This is a genomic window from Bradyrhizobium sp. USDA 223, from assembly GCF_044909005.1.
Lineage (GTDB): Bacteria > Pseudomonadota > Alphaproteobacteria > Rhizobiales > Xanthobacteraceae > Bradyrhizobium > Bradyrhizobium yuanmingense.
In genome coordinates this window covers 3,490,612-3,514,527 of sequence record NZ_JBIYDR010000001.1, presented here as the reverse complement: position 1 = coordinate 3,514,527, position 23,916 = coordinate 3,490,612, and the positions used below count along the sequence as shown (strand labels likewise).

General features: G+C 65.2%; 20 protein-coding genes. 8 read left to right on the top strand and 12 right to left on the bottom strand.

What is annotated here, in order from left to right:
* Window position 1 precedes the first annotated feature (1 nt).
* The 6 genes from ABIA40_RS16280 to ABIA40_RS16255 are packed head-to-tail and all read right to left on the bottom strand — an operon-like array spanning window position 2 to window position 6,038.
* Window positions 2-1,396: an FAD-linked oxidase C-terminal domain-containing protein gene (locus ABIA40_RS16280; RefSeq protein ID WP_404542088.1), complete on the bottom strand. Its 1,395-nt coding sequence runs from the start codon at window positions 1,394-1,396 to the stop codon at window positions 2-4.
* 50 nt (window positions 1,397-1,446) lie between these two features.
* The gene (locus ABIA40_RS16275; RefSeq protein WP_404542085.1) at window positions 1,447-2,331 is read right to left on the bottom strand and encodes an intradiol ring-cleavage dioxygenase; all 885 of its coding nucleotides are present in this window, start codon (window positions 2,329-2,331) and stop codon (window positions 1,447-1,449) included.
* A 14-nt stretch (window positions 2,332-2,345) separates the two neighbouring features.
* Entirely contained in the window at window positions 2,346-3,248 is a 903-nt protein-coding gene (locus ABIA40_RS16270) for an NAD(P)-dependent oxidoreductase (protein WP_404542083.1), read from the bottom strand.
* Between the two features lie 21 nt (window positions 3,249-3,269).
* Complete coding sequence (locus ABIA40_RS16265; protein WP_404542081.1) at window positions 3,270-4,634, bottom strand: amidohydrolase family protein; 1,365 nt, start codon at window positions 4,632-4,634, stop codon at window positions 3,270-3,272.
* Window positions 4,635-4,638: 4 nt separating this feature from the next.
* Window positions 4,639-5,718 carry a maleylacetate reductase gene (locus ABIA40_RS16260; protein ID WP_271541125.1) on the bottom strand — a complete coding sequence of 360 codons (1,080 nt, stop codon included), beginning with the start codon at window positions 5,716-5,718 and terminating at the stop codon, window positions 4,639-4,641.
* A complete protein-coding gene (locus ABIA40_RS16255) occupies window positions 5,715-6,038 on the bottom strand; it encodes a Dabb family protein (protein ID WP_036034831.1) in 324 nt (107 codons plus the stop codon). Before ABIA40_RS16255 ends, ABIA40_RS16260 begins: the two co-directional genes overlap by 4 nt.
* Before the next feature lie 107 nt (window positions 6,039-6,145).
* Between ABIA40_RS16255 and ABIA40_RS16250 the strand changes: the two genes are divergently transcribed.
* The 5 genes from ABIA40_RS16250 to ABIA40_RS16230 all read left to right on the top strand — a co-directional run bounded on the left by ABIA40_RS16250 (window position 6,146) and on the right by ABIA40_RS16230 (window position 12,271).
* Window positions 6,146-7,069: a LysR family transcriptional regulator gene (locus tag ABIA40_RS16250; RefSeq protein ID WP_036005170.1), complete on the top strand. Its 924-nt coding sequence runs from the start codon at window positions 6,146-6,148 to the stop codon at window positions 7,067-7,069.
* An 11-nt stretch (window positions 7,070-7,080) separates the two neighbouring features.
* The gene (gene xylB / locus ABIA40_RS16245) at window positions 7,081-8,526 is read left to right on the top strand and encodes a xylulokinase (RefSeq protein ID WP_404546259.1); all 1,446 of its coding nucleotides are present in this window, start codon (window positions 7,081-7,083) and stop codon (window positions 8,524-8,526) included.
* 139 nt (window positions 8,527-8,665) lie between these two features.
* Window positions 8,666-10,189, top strand: coding sequence for a sugar ABC transporter ATP-binding protein (locus tag ABIA40_RS16240; RefSeq protein WP_404542078.1), 1,524 nt, complete (start codon window positions 8,666-8,668; stop codon window positions 10,187-10,189).
* Window positions 10,182-11,222: an ABC transporter permease subunit gene (locus tag ABIA40_RS16235; protein WP_157282642.1), complete on the top strand. Its 1,041-nt coding sequence runs from the start codon at window positions 10,182-10,184 to the stop codon at window positions 11,220-11,222. Before ABIA40_RS16240 ends, ABIA40_RS16235 begins: the two co-directional genes overlap by 8 nt.
* 101 nt (window positions 11,223-11,323) lie before the next feature.
* Complete coding sequence (locus ABIA40_RS16230; protein ID WP_197946720.1) at window positions 11,324-12,271, top strand: ABC transporter substrate-binding protein; 948 nt, start codon at window positions 11,324-11,326, stop codon at window positions 12,269-12,271.
* 131 nt (window positions 12,272-12,402) lie between these two features.
* Here the strand turns inward: ABIA40_RS16230 and ABIA40_RS16225 are convergent, their stop codons facing one another.
* The 3 genes from ABIA40_RS16225 to ABIA40_RS16215 all read right to left on the bottom strand — a co-directional run bounded on the left by ABIA40_RS16225 (window position 12,403) and on the right by ABIA40_RS16215 (window position 16,694).
* Window positions 12,403-13,938, bottom strand: coding sequence for a hypothetical protein (locus ABIA40_RS16225; RefSeq protein WP_404542074.1), 1,536 nt, complete (start codon window positions 13,936-13,938; stop codon window positions 12,403-12,405).
* Window positions 13,939-13,967: 29 nt separating this feature from the next.
* Complete coding sequence (locus tag ABIA40_RS16220; protein WP_404542071.1) at window positions 13,968-15,143, bottom strand: glycosyltransferase family 4 protein; 1,176 nt, start codon at window positions 15,141-15,143, stop codon at window positions 13,968-13,970.
* 204 nt (window positions 15,144-15,347) lie between these two features.
* Window positions 15,348-16,694: a lipopolysaccharide biosynthesis protein gene (locus tag ABIA40_RS16215; RefSeq protein ID WP_404542069.1), complete on the bottom strand. Its 1,347-nt coding sequence runs from the start codon at window positions 16,692-16,694 to the stop codon at window positions 15,348-15,350.
* 408 nt (window positions 16,695-17,102) lie between these two features.
* On the opposite strand from ABIA40_RS16215, the gene ABIA40_RS16210 reads away from it, so the two are divergent.
* Complete coding sequence (locus ABIA40_RS16210; protein ID WP_404542067.1) at window positions 17,103-18,320, top strand: FAD-dependent oxidoreductase; 1,218 nt, start codon at window positions 17,103-17,105, stop codon at window positions 18,318-18,320.
* A 19-nt stretch (window positions 18,321-18,339) separates the two neighbouring features.
* Here ABIA40_RS16210 and ABIA40_RS16205 read toward each other — a convergent pair whose 3' ends face one another.
* Entirely contained in the window at window positions 18,340-19,476 is a 1,137-nt protein-coding gene (locus ABIA40_RS16205) for a GNAT family N-acetyltransferase (RefSeq protein WP_404542065.1), read from the bottom strand.
* 319 nt (window positions 19,477-19,795) lie between these two features.
* Window positions 19,796-19,918 carry a hypothetical protein gene (locus ABIA40_RS16200; RefSeq protein ID WP_404542063.1) on the bottom strand — a complete coding sequence of 41 codons (123 nt, stop codon included), beginning with the start codon at window positions 19,916-19,918 and terminating at the stop codon, window positions 19,796-19,798.
* A 236-nt stretch (window positions 19,919-20,154) separates the two neighbouring features.
* On the opposite strand from ABIA40_RS16200, the gene ABIA40_RS16195 reads away from it, so the two are divergent.
* A complete protein-coding gene (locus ABIA40_RS16195) occupies window positions 20,155-20,415 on the top strand; it encodes a hypothetical protein (protein WP_128262436.1) in 261 nt (86 codons plus the stop codon).
* 74 nt (window positions 20,416-20,489) lie between these two features.
* On the top strand, window positions 20,490-21,779 hold the full coding sequence (locus ABIA40_RS16190) for a c-type cytochrome (protein ID WP_404546257.1): 1,290 nt from the start codon (window positions 20,490-20,492) through the stop codon (window positions 21,777-21,779).
* Window positions 21,780-21,809: 30 nt separating this feature from the next.
* On the opposite strand, the gene ABIA40_RS16185 is transcribed toward ABIA40_RS16190, so the two are convergent.
* Window positions 21,810-23,780 carry a 4Fe-4S binding protein gene (locus ABIA40_RS16185; RefSeq protein WP_404542059.1) on the bottom strand — a complete coding sequence of 657 codons (1,971 nt, stop codon included), beginning with the start codon at window positions 23,778-23,780 and terminating at the stop codon, window positions 21,810-21,812.
* Window positions 23,781-23,916 lie beyond the last annotated feature (136 nt).

Sequence of the window (23,916 nt, the reverse complement as noted above, 5' to 3'; positions counted from 1 at the left end):
CTCATGTTTTGGCTCTGCCAGCAAAAATCTTTCCGGGGTTCATCAATCCGTCGGGATCGAGCGCCGCCTTGATCGATCGCATCACGTCCACGGCCTCGCCGAGCTCGTCGGTGAGATAGTCGATCTTGCCGAGCCCGATGCCGTGCTCGCCGGTGCAGGTGCCGTCCATGGTGATGGCACGCGCGACCATGCGGGCCTGCAGCGCCTTGGCGCCTTCGGCCTCCTCCGGTTTTGTCGGGTCGATCAGGATCAGCATGTGGAAATTGCCATCGCCGACATGGCCGACGATCGGCGCGGTGAAGCCATGCTCGTCCGCGTCACGACGCGTCTCGGTCAGGCATTCGGCGAGACGCGAGATCGGCACGCAGACGTCGGTGATGACGGCGCGTGCGCCGGGGCGCAGGCCGAGGCCCGCATAGAGCGTGTTGTCGCGGGCATGCCAGAGCCGGCTGCGGTCTTCCTGCGCTTTGGCCCAGGCAAAGCCATGGCCGCCATGATCGGCTGCGATCGCCTGCGCGGCTTCGGCCTGCTCGGCGACGGAGGTTTCGGAGCCGTGGAATTCGAAGAACAGCGTGGGGGCCTCGCGATAGCCGAGCTTGGCGTAGGCATTGATGCCCCGCATCATGACGTCATCGAGCAGCTCGATGCGGGCCACGGGGATCGCGGACTGGATCACGGAGATCGCGGTGTCCACCGCATCGTGCAGGGTGTCGAAGCTGCAGACCGCGGCCGAGATCGCCTGCGGCACCGGGTGCACCTTCAGCGTGATCTCCGTGATGACGCCGAGCGTGCCTTCCGCGCCGACGAACATGCGCGTCAGATCATAGCCCGCCGCCGATTTCCGCGCGCGCCGGGCAGTGCGGATGATGCGCCCGTCGGCCAGCACGACCTCGAGCGCCATGACGTTGTCTTTCATGGTGCCGTAGCGCACCGCCATCGTGCCGGAGGCGCGCGTCGAGGTCATGCCGCCGATCGAGGCGTCGGCGCCGGGATCGATCGGGAAGAACAGGCCGGTATTGCGCAGCTCAGCATTCAGTTGCTTGCGTGTGATGCCGGGCTGCACCACGACGTCCATGTCGCTGTCGTGCACTGCGAGCACCTTGTTCATGCGCGCGAAGTCGAAGCAGACGCCGCCGGCGATCGCCGCCGCATTGCCTTCGAGCGAGGTGCCGGCGCCGAACGGGACGATCGGCATGCCCGCACCGGCGCAGAGCTTGACGATTTCCGCGACCTCCTGCGTGGTCTCAGGGAAGACCACGATGTCGGGCGGCAGGCTCCGATAATGCGACTCGCTCTGCCCATGCTGATCGAGCACGCCGCGCGCGACGCTTGCGCGCGGACCGATCATGCCGGCAAGGCGCTCGGCCACAATGCCCGTGCTGATCCGCGGTCCCATCCTCAGCTCCCGTCCCTGTCTTACGGACTCTTGTTGGTCCGTTGTTGAGCTTAAGCGGCTCTTGCGTTGCTTGCGACCTGCTTCAGGCCGAAATCATAGTTGAGATGAAAATAGTCGCGCTCCACCATGCGACCATCCGGCGCACGGCCGGCCGGATGACGGACGAAGTCGCGGATCAGGCTGTCCTTGACGCCGAACACGATGTCGCTGTCGAGATATTGGTCGCCGGCAACGAAGACGTGCGTCACCAGCTGCTCGAAACCGGGCGCTGAGATCATGAAGTGCACGTGCGCCGGGCGCCAGGGATGGCGTCCCTGCACCTCCAGCATCTCGCCGACCGGTCCGTCATGCGGAATCGGGTAGGCGGCCGGCTTGATCGACCAGAAATGGAAGCGGCCGTTGGCGTCGGTGTGGAAGCGGGCGCGCATCGCGAGATCGCCGATCTCATCGAGCTGCTGCACGTCGTAATAGCCGTCGTCGTCGGAGTGCCAGACGTCCACGATGGCGCCGGCGAGCGGCTTTCCGTCCACGGTCGAGACCGAGCCGGTGACCAGCATGGGATCGCCATCCATCGGCCCGGAGATGTCAGCGCCGCTGTCCTTCTCGGGCGCAGCCTGGACGAAGAACGGCCCGAGCACCGTGGTCTCGGTCGCGCCTTCGGGCACCGGATGGTTGATGGCGTCGACCAGCATGGAGACGCCGAGCGTGTCCGACAGCAGGATGAATTCCTGGCGCTTGTCGTTGCACATGTGCCCGGTGCGGGTCAGGAAGTCGATGCCGTATTCCCACTCCTTCTGGGTCGGCCGCACCTCGCGGACGAAAGCGTGAAGATGCCGCACCAGCGCTTCGCTCACCTGCTTGATACGCGGATCGGTCGCGCCCGCGATCCGCTCCAGAACCGCGTCCGTGATCGTGTTTTCGTTGAAGTTACGCATGTGTATCTCCGCGATCAGGGTTTTGGTTCGCCGAGGCCGGACAGCCGTTCGAGATGCTTGACCGTCGCGATGAAGTCCGTGTCGCCTTCGCCCTGCGCGACCAGCGCGCCATAGGTCTCGCGCACTTGCGCGGCGAGCTGCAGCGGGACCCCGACAGCGTGGCCGGCGCCCAGGATCAGGTCGAGATCCTTGGCCATCTGCTTGCAGGAGAAGGTGGACTCGAAGTCGCGAGTCCGTAGCGGTGCGGTCTTGTACTTGACCATGGGCGAGGCGACGGCGCTGTCGTCGAGAACTTTAAGGATGTCCTGCCAGGCGATGCCGCCCTTGCGCGCTAGCGCCAGGCTCTCGGCCATCATCGCGGCCGACACCGCGATCATCAGATTGACGGAGAGTTTTGCGTAGCGCGCTTCCTCGGCAGGGCCGAGATAGGTCTGAGCGCGGGTGAAAGCTGTGAACAGCTGCTTTACGCCGTCGAAGGCGTCTTTCGGCCCCGAGACGAAGCAGGTCAGCGCGCCCGTGTGCACGATGCTGGCATTGCCGGAGACCGGCGAGCGCAGATAGGAAATGCCGCGTGCCTGCGCGGCGGCCGCAACCTCAGCCGAGGCTTCGACACTCACGGTGCTGGTTTCGATCAAGACGGCACCGGGCGCCATCGCGGCGATCAGGCCGGCGGAGCCGAGCAATGCGCCGCGCAAAGCGGCGTCGTCGGGCAGGGACGTGATCACTGCAGCCTTGCCGCTCACGGCCTCTGCCGGCGAGGCGGCACTCCCAATGCCCTGCGCGCGAGCCTCGCTGATCCTCGCCGCGCTCTGATCGAACGCGGTGACGGTGTAGCCGGCTTTCGCGACGAGCACCGACATCGGCAAGCCCATCTTGCCGATCCCGATGAAAGCAACTTGTTTCAGAGCGTCAGCCATTGTTCTGGTCCATTGGCGCCTTCAGGCGGCGCGTCCCTGTCGTTCGATATCCTGCACCAGCCGCCGGCCGGATTGCGCCAGCAGCTCCTTCTTCGTCTCCAGTCCCTCGACCTGCAGCCGGCCGTTCCTCTTCTGCCAAACGCCGCCGATCATGACGGCCCCGATGTTGGCGAGGCTCGTCTGCATCACGACAGTTGCAATCGGGTCATGCACCGGATGAAGATTGAGATCGGAGGCGTTGATGATGACGAGGTCGGCGAGCTTGCCCGGCGTCAGCGAGCCGATCTGGTGCTCGCGGCCGAGCATGCGGGCGCCTTCCGTCGTGACCCAGCGCAGCGCTTCGCGCACGGGAATCGTGGTCGTCGCCGGAATGACGCCACTCGCTTTGCGCGATTCCGCATTGTCTAGTGCCCGCTGCATCGACAGCGAAACGCGCGCGGCGGAGAGGAGATCGCCGGCCAGCACGGATTCCAAGTCGATGCCGATGGTCGGCCGCACGCCGCGCTTCAGAAGGCGGCCGGTGATCGGAAAGCCATGGCCCTGGATCATCTCGTTCTCGGGCGTCACCGAGAACGATACGTCGAGATCGACGAGACGATCGAGCAGATCATCGGGCAGATCGTTGCCATGGACGATGTTGATGCCGGGGCCGACGAGGCCGGCCTCGAGCAGCTTTTCCCAGCCGCCGGGCGTCTTCGCCGGACCGCCGCCCTGATGCATCGATGCGATCAGGTTCAGCTCCCGCGCCAAGCGGAAATCGTGCATGGCGACGTCGAGCGTCGAATAATGCGGACCGAGGATGGCGAGCCCGAGCGTGACGAGTCCATTGCGGTCGGCGAGGGGACCCGCCAGCAACCGCTCGACCTCGCGGCGCGGATGCGGCACTTCCGAGAAATGCGGCTCGCCCGGCTTCGGCTCGGGCTTCGGTGAGCCGTGGAAGAACGCGGCGCGGATGCCGCTTTCGATCAGGCCGCGCACGGCGGCGTCGGTATGGTCCGACGTCGGGTTGTTGTGGCACCAGTCGACCAGCGTGGTGACGCCGTGATTGATCTGGTTCAGCGCGCCGACAAGGGTTGCGATGTAGATGTCGTCGGGCCGGAACACGGTGGCGAGGCCCGCATGCATGCGGCGGAAATATTCCAGGAGCGTCCAGTTCGCGGCAAAGCCGCGCAAGCCGGTCTGCCAGGTGTGCATATGTGCGTTGATCAAGCCGGGAATGACGATGCGGCCGGTGCCGTCGACGACCTCCGTGTCGGCCGCTGCGTCGATCGACGGACGCACGTCGGCGATCCGGCTGCCCTCGACCAGCACATCGCCGGCCGAGAGATCGCCGATCGCGTCATCCATGCTGATGACAATGGCCGATCTGATCAGCGTGCGCCGCATCGTCTCACGCTGCCGCTTTGATGGCGCTTGGCGGCTCGCCCGCCCAGGCGCGTGCAATCAACTCGCGAATGGCGCCACGCTCGAGCGGGCGCGGGTTCCAATAGGCGTTGGTGACGGCGAGATCGGCCGCCTTGTCGATGCCGCTCTCGGGCATGCCGACATCGCGCAGCGCGACCTTCGCACCCAGTCGCTTCGCAAGATCGAAAAGTCCCTCCGATGCGTCGGCCGCGCCGATCGCGCGCGCGATCCGCGCCATCGCGTCGGGCACAGCCGGCGCGTTGTAGGCCAGCGCATGCGGCAGCACGATGGTGTGGGTTTCGGCGTGCGGCAGGTCGAACGTGCCGCCGAGCGTATGGCAGAGCTTGTGATGCAGCGCCATGCCGACAGTGCCCAGGCAGACACCGCACAGCCAGGCGCCATAGAGCGCCTCGGTGCGGGCCTCGCGATCGTCGCTCTTGGCGGCAATGGCGGGCAAAGCGCGCGCCAGCGCGCGGATGCCTTCTTCGGCCATCAGCGAGGTGACAGGGTTGGCGTCGCGCGCGTACAGCGCCTCGACCGCATGCGCGATCGCGTTGATGCCGGAGGTCGCGGCGAGGCTCGCTGGCAGCGTCAGCGTCAGGTCGACGTCGTAGATCACGGTCTCCGGCAGCACGGCCGCATCGCGCACCGTGGTCTTCAGCCCGTTCTCGGTCTGGCCGACGATCGGCGTCATCTCCGAGCCGGCATAGGTGGTGGGAATGCAGAGCTGGTTGACGCCGGTGCGCAAGGCCAAAGCCTTGCCGAGCCCGGTGGTCGAGCCGCCGCCGAGCGAGACGACGCAATCGGCCTCGCATGTCTTCATCACCGCGAGCGCGCGTTGCGTGACCTCGACCGGCGTGTGCATGGTGGCGCCGGAAAAGATGCCGGCATAGAGCGGGCCGAGCGCTGCGCCGAGGCTCTTGCCCTGCGCCTCCTGCTGCGGGGTCGTCAACACCAGCGCACGCTTGCCGCCGAGCCGCTCGACCTCGGCCCTGGCGCTCGCCAGCGTTCCGCTGCCGAACACGACGCGGCAGGGCAGGTTTTCGAAGGTGAACGAACCGATCATGCGCCGGTCTCTTTGATGGGATAATCGACCTGGAAACGCCCGATCCGCAAGTCGCCCAGCGCCTCGCGCACACGCAGATGCTCCGGGTGGTTGGCGTAGGCCGCAAGCGCCGCCTGGTCCGTGAATTCGGAGAACAGCACCACGTCGCAGGCGTAATCGACCGCGCTGACGTCCATGCCGACTTCGATATGGGTGAGGCCGTCGATCCGGCCTTTGAGGCCCTCGAACAAGGTCTTGACCTTGAGCCGGGCGGCCGAGCGCTCCGCGGGCGTCTCCCCGCGCAGTCGCCACATCACGATGTGCCTGATCGGGCCCGACATTTCCTGATTTCCTCGCCTGCAATGGTGCTTTGTTGGCACCATTTTGCCTTGCAGAAAACGGAAATAAAGGTCAATATTTGTAAGTCTCTTTTCCTCCTTTCGCAAAAATGGACCGGCTGCTTCAACTCGAGGTCTTCTCCAAAACCGCTGAGCTCGGCAGCCTTTCCAAGGCCGCCGAAATACTGCGGATGTCGAACGCCGCTGCGAGCCGCCATCTCAGTGCGCTGGAGGAGCGGCTTGCGGTCCGGCTGATCGAGCGCAACACGCGCCGGCAATGGCTGACCGAAGCGGGACAGGAACTGCTGCAGCGGTGCAGCACGCTTCTGAACGAGCTCGCCGAGGCCGAGGACGCCGTCTCCGACCGCGCGCTGTCGCCGAAGGGCATGCTGCGCGTGACGAGCTCGCTCTCCTTTGCGATGATCTATCTCGCGCCGATGCTGCCCGCCTTCCGCGCGCTCTATCCTGATCTCAGCGTGCAGATCATCAGCGCGAACCGCTACCTCGATTTCATCGAGGCCGGCATCGACGTTGCGATCCGCACCCGCGAGCACGAGCCGGATTCAAACATCGTCGTCCGCCGCATCGGTCAGATGCACCGCGTGCTCGCGGCCGCTCCCTCCTACCTCGAGAAGCACGGCCGGCCCGAACATCCCGCCGATCTCGCCCGCCACAACATGCTGATCTACAACCTCGCCAATGATCCCTATTCGCTGCGGCTGAGCCAGGGCAGCACGACGCAGACGATCCGGATCGCGCCGACGCTCGACAGCAATGACGGCCAGATCATCTGTGGCGCGGCGCGCGCGGGGCTCGGCATCCTGATCCAGCCGCTCTATATCGTGCAGGGCGATATCGCGGCTGGGCGGCTGGTGCCTGTCCTGAGCGATTGGCAGCTGCCGTTGCTCACCATGAACATCGCCTATCAGAACCGCGTCAGGCTGCCGGCCAAGATCAGGGTGTTCTCCGACTTCCTCGTCAGCTACATCCGGGAGCATTCAGAGCCAGGGATCTGGATCGACGCGGCGAAGTGAGCGGAAGCAGCATGTATCTCGGCATCGATCTCGGCACGTCGGCGGTCAAGACGGTTCTCGTCGATGATGCCCAGCGCGTGATCGCAAGCGAGAGCCGGTCGCTCGCGACCGTCTCGCCGCAACCGGGCTATTCCGAGCAGGATCCGGCGCAGTGGATCGATGCGACCTTCGCCACGCTGGATGCCCTCAAGGCGTCGCATGCCGATGCGTTAGCAGCGGTCGCAGGCATCGGGCTGTCCGGCCAGATGCATGGCGCCACGCTGCTCGATGCGAGCTTGAGGCCGCTGCGGCCCTGCATCCTCTGGAACGACGGACGCTCTGCGACTGAGTGCCGTGTCCTGGAGCAACGCTGGCCCGCCTTGCGCGAGGTGACGGGCAACAAGGCGATGCCGGGCTTCACCGCGCCAAAATTGCTCTGGATCGCCGCGCATGAGCCCGAGATCTTCGCGGCGACGAAACTCGTCCTTCTGCCAAAGGCCTATCTGCGACTGGTGCTGTCGGGCGAGGCCGTCGAGGACGTCTCGGATGCCTCGGGATCCTTATGGCTCGACGTCGCGCGCCGCGACTGGTCGGACGCAGCGCTGGCAGCGAGCGGCTTGTCGCGCGAGCACATGCCGCGCCTGGTCGAGGGATGCGCGCCCGCAACGATATTGCGCAGGGAGCTCGCGCGGCGCTGGGGCATGGTCAGGCAGCCGGTGATCGCGGGCGGGGCCGGCGACAATCCCGCGGGCGCCATCGGCATCGGCGCAATCCGGCCGGGAGCCGCTTTCGTGTCGCTGGGAACCTCAGGTGCGCTCATGGTCCCGACCGACCGGATCGCCGCCAATCCCGACCGTGTCGTGCACACGTTCTGCCACGCCATTCCCGGCATGTGGATTCAGGCCGGCGCGATCCTCTCGGCCGCTTCCTGCCTCGCCTGGCTCGCGCGCCTGTTCGGCGCCACCGAGGCCGAGCTGCTGGCGCCGCTTGGAGCACGACCGCAGGCGCCGTCGCCAGTGAGCTTCCTGCCTTATCTCGCCGGCGAGCGGACGCCGCACGACGACCCCGTCGTGCGCGGCATGCTGGATGGTCTGAGCCATGGCATCGATCGCGCGGCGATCGTGCAGGCGGTGCTCGAAGGCGTTGCCTTCGCGCTTGCCGATTGCCGCGATGCGCTCGCGGATGCCGGCATCGGGATTGCGGAAGCGGACGTGATTGGCGGCGGTTCGCGCTCTGCCTTCTGGCTCGCGGTGCTGGCGAACGTGCTGAACATTCCGATCCATCGCTTTGCCGGAGGTGAAACCGGCGCCGCGTTCGGTGCGGCGAGATTGGGGCGGCTTGCTGTCACGGGTGAGGCAATCGGTGACGTATGCATGCAGCCGCAGCGCATCGAAACATTCGAGCCCGACGCTGCACTGGTCGATGCCTACGCCGAACGGCTTCCCGCCTGGCGCGACCTGTATCGGCCGCGCCACTAGCTGGCCCAATCTGGTTTGCATACTTCGGTATATTCGCCTTCGGTATTGCCCTGCGTCACCCGCTTTTGTTTAATGAGCAAACCGCGTTGCTGAGAAAACGAGACGCGGGTAGGAAACGCATTGTGCGCCGGGAGGCACGATGAACGATCCGATCCTCGAGATGCGCGGGGTCTCGAAGACCTTCTTCGGCATCAAGGCGCTGCGGGCCGTCGATCTCACCGTCTATCCCGGCGAAATTCACGCCCTGATGGGTGAGAACGGCGCCGGCAAGTCGACGCTGATGAAGATCCTGTCCGGCGCCTACCGGCCTGATCCGGGCGGCGAGATCCGCATCGAGGGCAGGACCGTGCGGATCGAAGGTCCGCTCGGCGGCCGCGCGGCGGGTATCTCCATCATCTACCAGGAACTGTCGCTCGCTCCCAATCTCAGCGTTGCCGAGAACATCTATCTGGGACGGGAGATATCGCAATCGGGCTTGCTGGCGCGCGGCGCCATGCGCGAGGGCGTCGGCCCGATCCTGAAGCGCCTAGGCGCGGACTTCCTGCCCTCGACGCTGGTCGCGCATCTGTCCATGGGGCAGCGGCAGCTGGTCGAGATCGCGCGTGCGCTGCACGTCAGATCCAAAATCCTCATCATGGACGAGCCGACCACCTCGCTGTCGGCCGCCGAAAGCGAGCGGCTGTTCGCGCTGATCCGCCAGCTTCGCGCTGAAGGGCTTGCCATCATCTACATCTCGCATCGCATGGACGAGGTCTATGCGCTCGGCGATCGCGTCACCGTGCTACGCGACGGCCGCCTGGTGGGTTCGCTCGACAAGCCCGAGATCCGCGCCGACACAATCGTTCGGCTGATGGTCGGCCGCGACGTCTCCTCGTTCTACAAGAAGGACCATGATCCGGAGGCGGGGCGGGGGCATCCCGTGCTCGCGGCGATCGACATGGCCGATGGCGGGCGCGTCAAGGGCTGCTCGCTCACCGTGCATGCCGGTGAGGTGGTCGGCCTTGCCGGCCTGATCGGCGCCGGTCGCACCGAGCTTGCGCATCTCATCATCGGTGCGTCGCCGAAAACCTCCGGCCGGCTCGAGCTGGAGGGACGTCCGGTCGAGATCCGCACTCCGGGCGAGGCGCTCGAGGCCGGCATCGCCTATCTGACGGAAGACAGGAAGGCGCTCGGCCTGTTTCTCGACATGTCGTGCCTGGACAACATCAACTTGGCCGTGCTCGGCCGCGATGCGAAGCTCGGCTGGTTTCTGGACCGCGACAAGGCACGCGAGCGCGCCGACCGCGCCTTTGCAGGCCTCAGCATCCGCGCCGCCAATGCCGGCGTTCCCGCCGGCGGCCTGTCAGGCGGCAACCAGCAGAAGGTGCTGCTGTCGCGGCTGCTCGCCATCGCGCCGAAGGTCCTGATTCTCGACGAGCCGACGCGCGGCGTCGATGTCGGTGCCAAGTCGGAAATCTATTCGATCATCGACAACCTCGCCAAGGCCGGCACCGCGATCCTCGTCATCTCGTCCGATCTGCCCGAGATCATCGGCATCTGCGACCGCGTCATCGTGATGCGTGCCGGGCACATTGCCGGCGAGGTCAGCCGCGGTCCGCATTCGCCGCTGGCGCAGGAAGACATCATGGGGCTTGCCACGGGGATGGAGCATCTCGATGCCTGACAATGGTGCTGTGGAGGCAAAGCCGGCATCGACGACGACCAACGGCGCTGCTGCGGAAACAAGACGCCAGCGGATGAGGATGCTGATTAGCGCGCTCGGCATGTTGCCTGTGCTGCTGATCCTCTGCATCGGCTTCAACGTGCTGTCGGAAGGCCGCTTCTTCACCGGACAAAATCTCGGCATCGTATTGCAGCAGGCCGCTGTGAACACCGTGCTCGCCGCCGGCATGACCTTCGTCATCCTCACCGGCGGCATCGACCTGTCGGTCGGCTCGATCCTCGCAGCTTCCGCGATGGCGGGTTTGACGCTCTCCAAGATGCCGGAGCTCGGGATGCTGTGGCTGCCGGCGGCACTGCTCACCGGCCTCGTCTTTGGCATCGTCAACGGCGCGCTGATTGCGCTGCTTCGCCTGCCGCCCTTCATCGTCACGCTCGGCTCGCTCACCGCGGTGCGCGGCCTGGCGCGGCTGCTCGGGGCCGACACCACCGTGTTCAATCCCTCCATTCCCTACGCGTTCATCGGCAACGGCTCGCTGACGCTCATTCCCGGCGTCGCGTCGATCCCGTGGCTCTCGGTGATCGCATTGCTCGTCATTCTCGTCTCTTGGCTGGTGCTGCGCCGAACCGTGCTGGGCGTGCATATCTATGCCGTGGGCGGAAACGAGAGCGCAGCACGGCTGGCCGGCATCAAGGTCTGGGCCGTCCTGATCTTCGTCTACGGCATCTCCGGACTTTTCGCCGGGCTCGGGGGTGCCATGCAGGCGGCGCGGCTCTATGCGGCCAACGGCCTCCAGCTCGGTCAGTCCTATGAGCTCGACGCGATTACTGCGGTGATCCTCGGCGGCACCTCGTTCGTCGGCGGCATCGGCTCGATCTGGGGCACGCTGGTGGGTGCGCTCATCATCGCCGTGCTCTCGAACGGGCTCATCCTGATCGGTGTCTCCGACATCTGGCAATATGTGATCAAGGGCCTGGTGATCATCGGTGCCGTGGCGCTGGACCGCTACCGGCTGCAAGGCTCCGCGAGAACGTGAGAGGCCTGGCGCGCAGCGGCGTGCGCATGGCTTGAGACGAGATTCCGATGCGGCAACTGGTCTGCCGCGCCGGGGACGAAGACAGACCAGGGAGGAAGTCCATGTTGAAGACGATCATGCTCGCCGGCGCCGCCATGGCGCTTGCCCTGACCACCGCACCATCCTTCGCCAAGGAGCTCAAGTCGATCGGCGTCTCGCTGGGATCGATGGGCAACCCGTTCTTCGTCGCGCTGTCGAAGGGCGCCGAGTTCGAGGCCAAGAAGACCAATCCCAACGTGAAGATCACGACGGTCGGCTTCGAATACGACCTCGGCAAGCAGGTCACCCAGATCGACAATTTCATCGCCGCCGGCGTCGACCTGATCCTGCTCAATCCCGGCGACCCCAAGGCGATCGGGCCGGCCATCAAGAAGGCGCAAGCCGCGGGCATCGTCGTCGTCGCGGTCGACACCGCGGCCGAGGGCGCCGATGCCACCGTGACCACGAACAACGTGCAGGCCGGCGAGATCTCCTGCCAGTACATCGTCGACAAATTGGGCGGCAAGGGCGACGTCATCATCGAGAACGGGCCGCAGGTCTCCGCCGTGATCGACCGTGTGGTCGGCTGCAAGAACGTGTTCGCGAAGAATCCCGGCATCAAGGTGTTGTCCAGCGACCAGGACGGCAAGGGCTCGCGCGAGGGCGGCCTCACCGTCGCGCAGGGTTATCTGACCCGCTTCCCCAAGATCGACGCCATCTTCGCCATCAACGATCCGCAGGCGATCGGCACCGACCTTGCGGCGCGCCAGCAGAACCGAACCGGCATGATCATCACCGCCGTCGACGGCGCGCCCGATATCGAGGCCGCGCTGAAAGATCCGCAGTCGCCGCAGATCCAGGCCTCGGCATCGCAGGACCCGTTCTTCATGGCGCGGCGGGCCGTGCAGGTCGGCGTCGGCATTCTCAACGGCCAGAAGCCGGCTTCGACCGTCGAGTTGCTCCCGTCCAAGCTCGTGACCAGGGACAACGTCGCCGAGTACAAGGGCTGGACCTCGGATCGCTCACAGTAAGGCATCGCCCGTTGCTGGGGCGCCTCAAAAAGCAGGAGATCTGACGGGGCGGCGGCTCGAGCGCCGCCGCCCCGCGCGGGTCCCGTGCTGATTGCTAAAGCGCGCTGACGTTCATCCCAGTTGCATCGCCCTTAGCGCGCGGTGGAGGGATTGGTTCGCGCAGGTGACACGGTCGATGGAATTGCGCTCGTAAAGAGACTGGTCTTGGGCTGGACGCGCGATCCGTCGATGAGCTCGAGCCGTCCGCAGCGGTTCAAAGTATGCAGCTTCCTGCCCGGCCATGCCGGTCCGGGTTTCAGAGTGTGGCGGACGACCTGCTTGAATGCCGTCGGCGACAGCTCGACCACTTCCGCCAGGGCAAGCGCTGCGCCGTATCCGTCGGTGCAATCCTGGACCGGCCGCCACAGTCTGTCATTGAGCGTGACGAAGTTTCCTGCCGGCCGCGTGCTGGCGCGGTCGATCAAGACTGGATTGCTGGCGTGGGGCAACCAGGGCCCCAGGAGGCGATCGGCGTAATAGATCGCCAGCGAATCCGAATAGCCACCCGTTCCGTCGCGCCAGGCGCCAAACAGATAATACAGGCCGTTGTGGCGCGTGATCGTGACGTCGGCCAGCTCGAGGCCGGAAAGGAGCGTTGCGTATCGCTCCCATTTGTCCGGAAACCGAGTGCATTTGTAGAGGGCGACGTCCCCGCGGGTCGAGCTCTCCGGGATCATCCACAGCTTGCCATCGTCCTCGATCAGGAACGGATAGGAGAGGTGACAGGGCTCCTCCAGCACCGGCATCACCTCGCCGATCGGCCCCGCGTCGTTGAACCCGATCGCGGAAATGATACCTTTTCCGACACGGTGATCGAGATCCTCGAAGAAGGCGAAGGTCCGTCCCTGCCACGTGACGGGAAAGGGATCGGCGTAGAAGTGGTTTCCAGGATCTCCCAGAACGTTCCAGCTTGGACCTGACAGGTCTCCGGTCTGCCAGACGCCCGGGCCGTCGTTGAAGCGCCATCCGACATGCCAATGCGGGGCATAGCAGCAGAGGCGATAGATCTCCTTGGCGATCGATACGGCAAGGCCGCGCGCCACGTAGCCAACGGGTCCGCGGCGCGGGACAGTTGAAGCGGGGCGCGGCAGGTGCGGCACGATGCGAGGCCTTCCCGACAGGATCGCCGCCAGCATGGTCAGGGTCCGCGCTATGACCGTTTCGAGCGCACCACTGAGGCCCGCAGCAATCTCACCGGACGGATGGCCGCGGTCGAGGACCGAACCGTCGATCTCGTTGACGATCTCGATCACGGGCAGATCGCCAGCGAGGATGGCGGCGAGCGCGGCATTTTCGCCTGCGACGCCGTTGAACAGCGGCCGCAGATACAGCCGGGCCGGGCTCGCCGGATCGCGCGGGGCATTCGTGAAATCGACGATCACGTCGGCGGTGCCGTTGCTCGCCCGTGCTGGTTCGGAGCTGATCGTCAGACTGTCGGCGCCGCTCTGCTTGCCCTTGTGCAACACGATGCGTTCGAGCTCGAACAGCGCATCGAGACCTGCCGGCCGCGGCTCTGCCGTTGCCGTCCATGCAACTTGCACCGGCACGTCCCGGCCGTCGACCGACAGCGTCCTGCGGTCCATCCAGCGCCGCGCGTAGTCACGTTCACAGCGAAACTCGATGATCATGTCGAGCCAATCTGTTCCGACGCATCACGTCAAACGACCCGGTCGAGAATCCGGACGTATTCCTCGACCATGGCATCTACCGAATAGCGCAGCCGCAGGCCTTTGGCGTTTTGTCGCAGCTCGTCACGTAATTGCTTGTCGGTTACCAGCCTGGAGACCGCCGCGGAGAGCTTCGCATGATCGGAGGCATCGACGAAGAGTGCAGTCCGTCTGCCCTCGTAGGACAACACCTCGCGCAGGACGGGAAGATCGGTCACGACGGAGGGAACACCGGCGTTGGCGGCCTCGACCGCGGCCAGACCGAAGGTCTCGGCCTGGGTCGGAAAGACGAACACGTCGAGACAAGCAAGGAAGTCCGCCATCCGGCCAGGAGGAATCTCCCCAAGCAAATGCAGACGGTCCGAGACGTTCAACTCGTTCGCAAGCTGCCTCAGCCGGGCCTCGTCGGCTCCCTGGCCGGCCAGCGCAAGATGCCAGGACGGTTGAGCCGGCAGCAGACCGATCGCCAGATCGAGCCGCTTGTGCGGATGCAGCCGTGCCGCGCAGCCGAGCAGGACGCGGTCCGGCGGCAGGTTGAATTGACGTCGTGCAGCCTCCTTCGACAGGGTGAGGGCCTTGTCGTCAAAGCCGTGCGGCACATGCACCATGCGCGACCGGTAGGCGGCGGGGTAGCGCGAATATTCGCGCTCCATGTCCTGCGAATTGAGCGTGATGCAGTCGAAGAAGCCGAGGCTGCCCATGGCGATGTCCGCGGTGCGGACCGGCCAGCTCATCGCCAGCGCGGATGAAACCTGATTGGCGACGACGGGCGCACCGCTGACGAGGCGCGTGACGCCGGCGCCGATGACGTTGCCGAAATGCTGGAAGGTCAGGACGGCGTCGGGCCTGGTCGCCCTGATGTGGCGGCCGAGCGTCCACAGCATCCGCAGCAGCGCCAGCGGATTGCCCGGCCGGCTCGGCGCGCAGTAGAGCGTCGCGGGCGGCTCGTCGAAGGAGTCCGACTTGCGGAAGAAGAACAGGTTGGTGACCCGGTGACCGCGCGCGGTCAGCCCGGCGCCGAGCAGCCGGGAGATCTCCTGTGCACCGGCGTTCTCGGCCTGGGTTTGCGCAAGAAGCACGTGGAGTTTTCGCCCACCGCCGTTCGGCCGCGCAGGTGTCGTCGCGCTCGTCTCGCCCAAGTCCTTGTTCGACTGATAGTGGAGCACGGATCCCGACCCGCTAAAGAAAGGAAATGTTCACCTTCTTAACTTCGTACCTATCATGGGGGTATCCCGCGGACACCGCCTAGCAACAAACGGAGTTAATACGGCTCCATGGCGACGACGTCGTTCGCGCAGCATTTCCGCTGGTTCCCGGCTGGCACGTTAACCAATCGGTCTTGCGGCGACCCCAGCGGCATGTGATGACACCTAGTCACGCGATTCCGCGCTGCGAACTGCGTAATTGCCGCGCCTCGATGCTGCGAAGCGCAACAGCACGAGAACGGAAGGATCCACGCCACTTCGCCGGCGGCAGAGGACGTTCAGGGCGATGGTCGCGAGCGCCAGCGACACGGTCGTCGAAACCGCCGCGCCAAGCACGCCGAGGAAGGGGACCAGGACGACAAAGCCGACGAGCCGCAGTGCGACGTTGGCGGCGACCACCGGCACATAGATTCGTTCGTGGCCGGTCAGTTGCAGGATCGCAGCAGACGGGCCGCCCGCCGCCTGGATGGCGGTTCCGATTGCGAGCACGATCAGGACCGAATGCTGCTCGGCGAAATGAGGTCCGAACAGGTTGAGGAGATAGGGGCCGCCGATCCAGATCGTGGCGAGACCGGCGCCGACGCAGAGCGCAGTGACTTCCGCCATCAAGCGCGAGGTCCGCTCGAACTCCCCGTGGTTATTGCTGAAATACAGCGACGGGAGTCGGCGCGCCCCGAACGTGTACAGTGCCGCGGACACCATGGCGAAGATGTTGGCGAGGCGCGAAGCGGCAAAGTAGATTCCCGCGGTCGTCGGATCCAGCATCCAGTAGACCAGAATGACGTCGAGATACTGGTTGGCGACTTCGAGGATCGATGCGAGCCAGAAATGCAGGGCACTCGATCGCCAGCGTGACGTCTCCGAGCGCGCCGGCGTACTGCGCAGATCCGGCAGCACGCGCGCGACGGATACGATCTGCGCAACAAGGCCAACCGACATGGCGATCGACATCGCCGCGAACATCTCGGCTGGATCGAGTTGGCGATGGGCGAGCAGCATGACGAGCAGGAACACGACGACGATGGCTCGCCAAAGGAACTCGCGGTTTCCTTCGCCCATGAGAATGCTGACCAGTGAGCGCGCGATCTGGCTGCCGAGCATCAATCCGGCATTGACGGCCGTGTAGGCCGACACCGCAAGGATCAGCAGCCACCAGTCGCCTCTCATGCTCGCGCCGATCGCGATCCCGCCGATCACGATCAGCATTGCGAGCGAGGCGATCTTCAAGCTCGATTGGAGGACACCCTTGGTAAGGTCCGGCCTTTCGCCGACCTGATATTCGTTCAGGAATCGCACCAGCAAGGATTCCTGGCCGACCAGTCCCACGACGGCTGCGATCTGCGCGACCGAAAGCCAGGTCGCAAAGATGCCGAAGCCGACAGGCGACATCGTCCGCGCTGCCAGCGAGAACAATGCGAACGCGAGCACGCCGCTGCCGACCTTGAGCAGGATGGTCCCGGCAACACCGCGCGTGACGTCGCGCCGCATGAACTGGAGAATGGATGCGATCATGGAAGGGTTAAGGGGTTGCGCTTCCCCTGACGAGACATGTTCCGATACCGGCGAGAACCTAGCATGTCGAGCAATCGCGAGTGTTAATGGACGAGTTGGAGGATTCGGCGATCGCGGTGATACGGGTTGCTTCGTTCTGGAACATCGCTGTCTCCATTGTCCAACATCTGCGCGTTCCAACTCGCGCAACGGACGGCACAACGCCGCATCGACGACTGAGAAGGCGAGATCTGGGGCTCGCGTGCAGAATGGATTCGGGACAGCAAGACGCGTGCCGCGGCGAGTCGGCGAACTGGGCACCTGCGGTCATTAACCTCAATCTCAGGAAATGTTCGCACCCGGCCCTGCGATGCGACATCAGGCGAGAGAATTGCACTGCAGACGCTGTTAACCGTGGGAGCCGGAGCCATGACGAGAACCGTGACCGAGCCGGTCGACGGGGACGAGACCGCAACCATCGACTCGGACGTCGCCATCGTCGGTGGCGGCCTTGCGGGATCGCTTGCGGCGGCCGTGCTGGCGCGGGCAGGGCGTCGCGTCGCTCTGATCGACAAGCGGGCAGTCCATCCGGATGAGTTTCGGGTCGAGAAGATCGGCGGCCATCAGCTGGAGCTGTTCGGCAAGCTCGGCTTTCTCGATGCGCTCGAAGATGTCGCGTGCCGATATGATCAAGTGCTCAACATCCGTGAGGGCAAGGTGGTCGATGTCAGCGTCGGCAGGGCCTACGGTTTTGCCTATGCCGATCTCGTCGCAATGGCGCGTCGCCAGCTTCCGGATCCCTCCAACCTGATCGTCGACGAGGTCACAGCGATTGGCGGCAGCGGCGATGTCCAGCATCTCGAGCTCGCCTCCGGACGGCGCGTGACGACGCGCCTCGTCGTTCTGGCCACCGGCATGGCAGCAGGCCTGGGCTACAAGCTCGGCATCAGGCGGCGCGTGCTGGCCGAGCGCCATTCGGTGTCGTTCGGCTTCAGGATCGCGCGCAAGGATGGCACCCCGTTCGATTTCGAGGCGTTGACCTGTTACGGCGAACGCACCGCCGATGGCATCGACTATCTCAGCCTGTTTCCCGTCCACGCCGGAATGCGTGCCAATCTCTTCATGTTCCGCGATCCGACCGATCCTGTTATGCGCGAGTTGCGCCGCGAGCCGGAGGCGACAGTCTTGCGCCTGCTGCCGGGATTGCGGAGCTACCTCGGCGATTTCCGTGTGACCGATCGCGTCCAGAACTGGGTGATGGATCTGACCGTCGTCGAGGGGCATCTCCGGCCCGGAATCGTGCTCATCGGCGATGCGTTCCAGACCAATTGTCCCGCGGCCGGAACGGGCGTCGCCCGCCTGCTCGTGGACGTCGACCGTCTCTGCACCGAATATGCGCCGCGATGGCTCATGACTGCAGGCATGGGCCTGGAGAAGATCTCGCAATTCTATGCCGATCGCGACAAGATCGCGGCGGATCAGCAGTCGCTGAAGATGGCACGCTTCCGCCAGGCGCTGACCTCGCGCAATGATATCGGCTGGGACGTGCGGCGACGGTTGCACTTCCTGCGGCGCAGTCTTGCACACCGCGTCGATCAGATGCATCCGGGCTGGCTTGGGCGTGTCCGCGGCGCGCTGCGCGCTTGAACTCTGCGACCTTCGCCGGTCAGCGCGAGGGCGTCGCAGTGTGCGCGGGCTGAACCTTCAGATCCGATAGCCGCTTGGCCGCCAGCTTGAGCCAGGGCGCCTGCTTCAGCGCGAAGAGAGCGATTGCGCCTACGGCGCTGCCGACCTGCGTGACCTCCCACATCGGTGAAGGCTGGGCGCCGAACGATTTCTTGTATGGCTCGTCGCCGATGGTGAAGTCGAGCATCTGATCTCCGCGCTCGATACAATCCCGCGCCACTTGTTCGAACATCAGCGCGCCGATGGACTGGCTCTTGTAGCCGGCGATGTCGAAGGCGCTCATGATGACGAGGAAGCTGCCGCGGTGACACAATCCGAGCACGGCGGCGATCACTTCGCCGTTCATCTTCATGGCATAGAGGCGGACGAAGGAGCCGAGGCCCCGAAGGGCAACGTCGGAATAGAAGCCGTAATATTCGGGGCGCTGCAGCAGGTCTCCGTCGCCCTGTGCGTGAAAGCGCGGGCCGCGAAACTTCCTCATCACCTCCATCGTCTCGAGCACGGCGGCGCTGTCGCTGCAGCATGAGAAGCTCAGCGCGCCCTTCTTCTGCAGCTGGCGATATTTCTTGGCGAGCTCCTTCTGGTAGGAGCGATCCATCGCGCTGGCCCGCCATTGCTCGTACGGGGCGACCAGAACCGTGGCGTAGGCATTGGTGTTCATCGAAACGCGGCGGGACGTGGCCAGCAGGTTCTCGATCGGAAGCCGTCCGTCGGGCAGCTTGGCCATTCTGAGCAGATCGAAGGGGTGGACAAGGCGCCGAATCTGCATGCATGCAGCCGCATCGTCGAGCAATTGCGAGAACACGGCCGGGCTGCAAACCGGTGCCAGATAGTCGGAAACGCGCAAGTCGGCGAACTCGACGGTTCGTATCGGACCGCGCCGGATCCGAAGTAGCGGCAGCACCATCGCAAGGGTGCCGGTGTCGCGGTAGCGCACCACGACGACCAGAGCCGCTGCACCCGTTCCAGGCGCGAGCCTGGTGTAGAGGCTATGCAACCAGACCGGATGCTGGAAGGCAGTGGCAGCCGAACGATCGAACAGCTCTGCATATTCCGGAGACAGAAAGTCGAACGACGGCTCGATGGCGATGTCGAACGTGTTGCTGGGCTTATTCATGCGCAATCAAGAAAACCGGGGTCATCCGCGAACGTCGCTCGAACCGTAGCTGCGCTTATACCAAGGCCGTTACAGGTCAGACACTGCCGCCGCGCGATTTGCGCCAATGCGTTCAACCATGCGCGTATGGTTACCGAATTCTTAAATGCCGGACGCAGAAATGGCGCGCGGAGAGCGCCTCGGGTGGCGCTATTGTCCGCACAGCGCAGGGCAGCGATCTCTGATCCTCGGCTGCAGGAAAGCTATGGTTCGCAAGGTCGAGCTCGCGCCCTTCGCTCCGATCCTCGGGCCGATCGGGCACAAGCGCGAGTGAGGCTACTCAGAGGCGCACCCCGGTGGTGGCAAACGCGTGCGCGCTGGGCTCCTGCACGCGATCGAGGATCACCATCCCGGCAACCGCGATCACCACGGCCGCGACGCAGCCAAGCAAAAAAGCCTTCATCCTCAGCCTCCCTCGATTGGACCACGCCATCTATACGACAGGGCCTGCGGCGAGCAAGCTCGTCGATCGCATCAGCCATCCGCCCGCTATGGGCTTTTGAACACGGGATCGGCGGAAAGACGCATCGCCCATCGAGCCAAGGGACCGGAGCTCGGCGCTGCTGCGCTGCACGATCCGGAACGGATGCGGGTCTTGCAAGTTTTCTGCAGGCCTGGTGAGCGCATCGGAGGCTTAGCGTGAAATTACCGAGAACGATCCTGTGCTTCGCAGCACTTTGCATTGTCGAGGGCGCCCTGGCCCAGCCGGCGCAAACCAACTCGCCGACGGGGCAAACGCCTCCCGAGGACAAGGGCCAGCTCCAGCCGCAAGGTTGGACGGGTCCGATCAATACCGGCTCGGGTGGTGCGCCGCCCGAAAGCCCCCAGGGCCAGAGTCCGCCCGGAATGCAGCCCGCGCCGGAGGGGTCGTCCAAGACCACGACGGCACCGGCCAAGTAGATCGGTCCGGGATATTCATTTCCGTTGCCTGTTCTGGCAATCTCGAGCGGGTGAATGTCAGCAGGCGGCCAGGAATGAACAGATCGGCTCTGTGCACGAAGGTGGCCGCAGTGCTGTGGGCCATCTTTGCCGCATCGTCCGTGCATGCCGACATGGTCGGACATGGCGGCCCGATACGGGCTCTCGCCGTCTCGCCCAATGGCGACAGCCTTGTCTCCGGCAGCTTCGACACCGCCGTCATCCGCTGGTCGCTGAGGACGGATACGGCAGAGCAAGTGCTGCGGTATCATGCCGATGGCGTCAATGCCGTCGCCTTTGTCAAAGACGGCCGCATGATCACGGCCGGCGCCGATGCGCGCATTGCGGTGTGGACGGCGGGCCGGCCGGAGCCGGACCGGGTGCTGGAGGGACATGTCGCACCGATCGCAGCGCTTGCTGTGTCGTCCGATGGGACGCTTCTCGCATCGGCGTCATGGGACCGGACAGTGCGGCTCTGGTCGCTGTCGGACGGCACCTCCCGCGTGCTCGAAGGGCATACGCAGAACGTCAACTGTGTCGCTTTCCTGCCGGACGGCAGGCTCGTCAGTGTCGGCTACGATCTTGCGCTGCGCATCTGGCGTCTGCCGGATGGCCAACCTGACATCGTGACTTTGCCGGCGCCGCTGAACGCGGTAGCTGTCGCGCCGGATGGTGAAATCGTCACGGGCGCGGTCGATGGCAGGCTGCGCATGCTGACAACGGACGGCAAGGTCAGCGGCGAAGTCGCGGCCAGTCCGACGCCGGTGGTGGCCTTGGCCATGTCGGCGGACGGTGCGCTGATCGCTGCGGCCGGGATCGGCGGCACGGTGGCGATCATCGATCGCAAGTCGCGCAACCTGCTGCGCACCCTGGTTGGGCCCGGGCTGCCGGTGTGGGCGGTCGCCTTCCTTGCCGATCGCGAGACACTGATGACGGGTGGTGCGGACGGCAGAATCAGGCGCTGGAATGCCCGCACCGGCAATCCCATCGGTTCAAGCCTGATCGGCACACCGGCCGACCCGCTTGCGGCCTATGCCGGTGATCACGGCGCCGATGTGTTTCGGGCCTGTGTTGCCTGCCACACGCTCTCGGACAAGGAGGTGCAGCGTGCGGGTCCCACGCTTGCGGGACTCTACGGCCGCAAGATCGCTTCGGTGCCGGGATATCGCTTCTCTGATGCACTGAAGACGATGGACATCGTCTGGACGCCGGAAACCGTCGCACGATTGTTCGAAATCGGGCCGAATGCCTACACCCCCGGCACGAAGATGCCGGAGCAGCGCATCGGCTCGGCCGAGGACCGGCGCGCGCTGACCGACTTTCTGGGCCGCGCGACGTCGAGATGATTGCATTGCGCCGATTCGACGGCGTCCGCTTTAGTCCTTGCCGTTGCGTTCGCGGAGATAGTCATCCGTCGTTCGCGGCGGCGTTCGTTCCGGAACGCCCTTGAACGGATCGAATTGCTGTTCGCTCATGACCACGACGCGGCAGTCCGCGCACATCCTGAGCGCCTCGATTCGCTTGTCGCCGGCCGGATACATCCAGTGCCGGCCTTCGAGCTTGGCGGCGATGCGTTCGATCGTGCTCTTGACGCCGAAGGGCGTGCCGCAGCGGACGCAGAGCGCGGGCTCCTCTTCCTTGATGACAACGGCAGGCGCGCGTGCCGCCCGGAAATCGATCTGCGGCTTGAGGCTGATGACCTTTTCCGGACAGGTGCTCTGGCACAGGCCGCACTGCACGCAGGCATCCTCGATGAATTTCAGCACCGGCCGCTCGGGATCGTCGCGCAATGCGCCGGTCGGGCAGGCCGAGACGCAGGACAGGCACAGCGTGCAGCCATCGGTCTCGACGCTGATTGCGCCGACCGGCGCACCTTGCGGCAGCGCGATGACGTCGACCGGCTGCGGCGCCAGCCGGTGCAGCTCGCTGAGGGCGAACCGCAAGAGGTCGCGCCGCTTGCCGACGGTCTTGAAAGTTGCCGGCGTCGGGACCGCGGCGAGCGTGCCGATATCAGTCAAATGCGCGCCGAGCGCGTCGGGATCGTCGGTTTCGATGGTGGCGAGGCGACGGCCCGCAAATCCAAGGCCGCCGAGGATCGCCTCAGCCATCGCGATCGTCTGCGTCAATCCGGTCACGTCGTGGCGCGGCTTGCCACGGAGCAGGAAGCGCACGGCAGAGACGCCATAGGCGAAGGCGCCGACGATCGCCTCCAGCCCGACCTGCGTGAGCTCGTTGACGGCAAAGGGAAGCACGTTCGCCGGCAGGCCGTCGCCATGCCGCGCGAGGGCGTCGATCAACGGCGTGCCGTGCGGGCTGTCGTGAAAGAGCAGCACCGCATCCGCGCCGCCGGCCTCGCGATAGGCGAGCAGCATGGCGCGAAGTTTATGGAGCTGCGTATCGGCGGGCGGCAGCGCGTAGGAGACCGCGCTGGTCGGGCAGGCCGCCGCGCATTGGCCGCAGCCCGCGCAGATATTCGGATCAATTGCGACATGATCGCCGACGGGCGTGATCGCCCCGGTCGGGCAAAGATCGAGACAGCGATGGCAGCCCGTGCGCTTCGAGCGCGAATGGGCGCAAAGCGCGGGCGCAACCTCGACATACTTCGGCTTATCGAAGCTGCCGACGAGATCGCGCGCGGTCAGCACGGCGCGCAGCATCGCGGCGGGATCTTTCGCGTCGGCGCGGAGATAGCCGTCGCGCAGGTCGTGGGCGGGAAACAGTGGCGGACCGCCGGAAAGATCGAGCACGATATCGCAGCGCGAGGTGACCCCGCTTCGCGGCGGGTCGAGCACAAAGCGATCGCGCGAGGAGGGGCGGGGACGCGCATAATCGTCGATGACAAGTTCGAATGCGCCGAAATGTCCCTTCGCGGAGCGGATCGTGCCCTTCACGATCGGGAACACCGTGGCAACCGGCGGCACCGTGTCATCGAGCTGCTTCAGCATCACGGTGACGTCGAGGTGATCGGCAAGCAGGCGGCCGGCCTCGATCGCGGCCTCATTGCGCCCGTAGATCAGGATGACGCCCTCGCTCGACAAGGTGACGAGAGGATAGTCCGGGGCGGGGATGGAGGCGGATGCAAGCAGAGCGGCCATTTTTGCGCCGGCGTGCGCGCCGTCGCGGGACCAGCCGGCCGTCTCGCGGATATTGACGAAGCCGATCGCATCAGGCCGCTCGCCGGCCTCGTCCGAAAATTGCGCCGCCTGCTGCGTGCAGGCGACCGTCAACTCGCCTTCTGTCGCGGCCATGTTGCGGAAATGATCGAGCTCCGCCCCGCAGAGGTGGCGGAAGCTCTTGACCTCGCTGTTCGGACATGCGCGCCGGATCGCAGCCACGTCGAGGCGCATCGTGTCTTCGCACGAGCAGATCAGGATGGTCTTCGACGGCTGCTCCAGGTTAACTCCTCCGCCTTTCGGACGACGACGTCGGACTCGCGCCGGCCCTCCGCCTCGTATAGACATTATCCATCGGGAAGAAAAGGAA